The organism is Chamaesiphon sp. OTE_20_metabat_361 (assembly GCF_031364565.1).
On sequence record NZ_JANLWO010000303.1, the window covers coordinates 1 to 2,747 of the forward strand.

The following is a 2,747-nucleotide window of genomic DNA, read 5'->3' on the forward strand; positions in this document are numbered from 1 at the left end:
ATTCATCGGATTTGGAAAACGCTAGAGCCAGTCAAAACTGACGATGGCATGATGGTTTTACCCGATACGACTTTTGACAATTGCCCCCGCTTGGATATTATCTGTATCGGTGGCGGCAGCGGACAGGCGGCTGTAGAAGACAATCGAGAGCTATTGGCATTTTTACGCAACCAAGGCAGTACCGCTAAATTTATCACTTCTGTCTGCGGCGGATCGCAGTTTCTGGCGAAGGCTGGATTGCTTGAAGGCTATCGAGCGGCTACTCATTGGGCAGCACGCCCTCAACTTGCGGCATTGGGTGTGGAAGTTGGCACCGAGCGGGTTGTGGTCGTTGGCGAAGCCTCTCCTATGGAGAATCGCAATCGGATTAGTGGTGGTGGCGTGACGGCAGGTATCGATTTTGGTTTGACGATCGCTAGCATCCTGTTTGGTGAAGAAATCGCCAAGATTACGCAACTATTGCTGGAGTACGATCCTGCTCCGCCATTTGATACCGGATCGCCGGAAAAAGCGGGAGCAGAGTTGGTCGAGAAGGCGATGTTATTTATGCAGCAGACGATCCCCGCTCCAGTCGGAGCAAAATAGCAAAATTCATTGGTCTGTGGAGCTTTTTAAATAATTGAATATCAAAAAAGCTCTACACGCTTCTCTCAAACTTATGTTTAGCAATAATCTCGGTCGCGATGATAGATCTTCAATCCGATCGAACTCAATTATCTGAACGCTGGATTCAAAAAGGATTTCTGGCGTTGGCGGAGCCTCTCCTTGGAGAATCGCTGTACTATTCAACTTTTGTCTGATTGCTCAACTATTAACATTAACTCCCCTAATAGTCAGGAAGATATTCGAGAAATTTTGAATATTGCACGTTCTCTAGCGTTGTGGTGTTTCCGAGGCGCACCTTCGATCTTTACCTGGTTTGGCAGGGCACAGAGAACTTGAAGCAGCGATCTGCATCTTCCAAAAAGCGATCGATTCTACCTTCAAACCCACATTCCGCTAATTGTTTAAAGTTTTGATTCCTTTTTCTTTGCAATCATCGATCCACCCCACCCGATAGAAATCATCAACGTTAACATTGCCATTCCAGAAGCTGCACTACCTTGCCCTATTTGCGATCGACCCACTTCTTGGTAGTAAGCCTCCGCCACCGTATTTCCACCCTGAGATTTAAGCTCGGTTAACTCTTGTCCCGATCTCTGTAGCCTGTACCCAGCTTCAGCAAAATTTGAAAAGGAAACAAGCCCTAGCAAAATTACCACGCAACCTAAGCCCTTCATCAACATAAATTTGCTCCGATCGATATCCATCTAGTAGCATTCCCAAATTTAGAAGAAATACTACAGAGTATGGGCAAATATCTGCAAGATATTCCTCTAAACATTACTCAGAGCTAATGAGATTTTACCCTTTGGGTTGCGTTGAGGAATAAAATCCAACAATCCTAATGTTTGATTCCACATTCCGCTAGTTTCGACCACCCTTGGGGGTGCGCTTGCGCGTTAGGCTATTTTAGCCACCCTGGATATTTGGTCAATCATCGATCGCCCCCGCAGTTTCTTCAAGATTTATCCCAGAAATAGATTGAAATATCCTGACCTACAAATACCGGAAGCCGTGCATGACTCATTTTGGTATCATCTGTCCCGCCCTCACGGGACACCTCAATCCTATGACGACATTGGGACACGAGCTGAAACGGCGCGGTCATCGCGTGACCCTCTTTGGTATTCTCGACGCTCGACCGCAAACCCTAGCTGCCGGACTGGAATTTTGGGCGATTGGTGAAGCCCAATTTCCCGCTGGAGCTTCAGCAGCAGCTAACACTAAATTGGGCGAATTGAGTGGTCTAGCTGCTTTTAAACAAATCGTGACGATGTTCCGGCGATCGACAACCATACTCCTAGATGAAGCTCCACAAGCGATTTCAGCCGCAGGAGTTGGAGTATTACTGGTAGATCAAACTTCGTCTGGTGGTAGTACGGTAGCAGATTTTTTGAATTTGCCTTATGTTACCGTGTGTTGTGCGTTGATGCTCAATTAGTGATTGCCCTCGGTGGCGGCAGTAATCCAGCATCCCTGCCAGATTTACCTGGTTCTCCCCTGGTTGTGGGCTATGCACCGCAGCTAGAACTACTGCAAAAAGCTGCTCTGACTATCACTCACGCGGGCATGAATACGGCATTAGAATCTTTGAGTAATGGGGTGCCGATGGTGGCAATTCCGATCGCCAACGACCAGCCAGGGGTGGCAGCGCGGATCGCTTGGACGGGTACGGGCGAAGTGATAACTCTCGGTAAGTTGACTAGTTCCAGACTACGGACAGCAGTAAAGAAAGTATTAAAGGAAGATTATTACAAACAGAATGCAGTAAGATTACAAGCAGCAATTCGTCGTGCTGGGGGAGTGAGTCGAGCGGCTGATATTGTCGAACAAGTGGCGCAGACAGGTCAACCAGTATTGGCTCAAAATCAAACTAAAATCACCTTGAGCAGAGACTAAGACTTTCAATCTCTACCAAACATAAAATCATGAACCAAATCAAATACCTCCTGACCGAAAACCAAATGCCTACCGCTTGGTACAACATCCAAGCAGATTTACCCACACCATTACCACCAATTCTCAATCCTGGTACCGGACAACCGATCTCCCCCGCTGACTTAGCACCCCTGTTTCCGATGAGCCTCATCGAGCAGGTAGTAAGCCAAGAACGGTTGATTGAGATTCCTGACGTAGTACGATCG

Annotated in this window: 2 protein-coding genes and 2 pseudogenes; 3 read left to right on the plus strand and 1 reads right to left on the minus strand. The window is 47.3% G+C overall.

The window, feature by feature from the left end; genetic code table 11:
* Positions 1-585 (plus strand): DJ-1/PfpI family protein (locus RMO35_RS08975; protein WP_309740363.1); only part of this gene is annotated, 585 nt, incomplete at its 5' end.
* Between the two features lie 422 nt (positions 586-1,007).
* On the opposite strand, the gene RMO35_RS08980 is transcribed toward RMO35_RS08975, so the two are convergent.
* Positions 1,008-1,310 carry a hypothetical protein gene (locus RMO35_RS08980; RefSeq protein WP_309740365.1) on the minus strand — a complete coding sequence of 101 codons (303 nt, stop codon included), beginning with the start codon at positions 1,308-1,310 and terminating at the stop codon, positions 1,008-1,010.
* Positions 1,311-1,621: 311 nt separating this feature from the next.
* Between RMO35_RS08980 and RMO35_RS25265 the strand changes: the two are divergent.
* Both RMO35_RS25265 and RMO35_RS08995 read left to right on the plus strand, forming a co-directional pair.
* Positions 1,622-2,502, plus strand: a pseudogene (locus RMO35_RS25265) (glycosyltransferase).
* A 29-nt stretch (positions 2,503-2,531) separates the two neighbouring features.
* Positions 2,532-2,747 (plus strand): annotated as a pseudogene (locus RMO35_RS08995) (TrpB-like pyridoxal-phosphate dependent enzyme); the annotation flags it as partial.

Coding starts and splice junctions, on each gene's coding strand:
- RMO35_RS08980 (WP_309740365.1), bottom strand. CDS start 1,310: ATGGATATCGATCGGAGCAAATTTATGTTGATGAAGGGCTTAGGTTGC.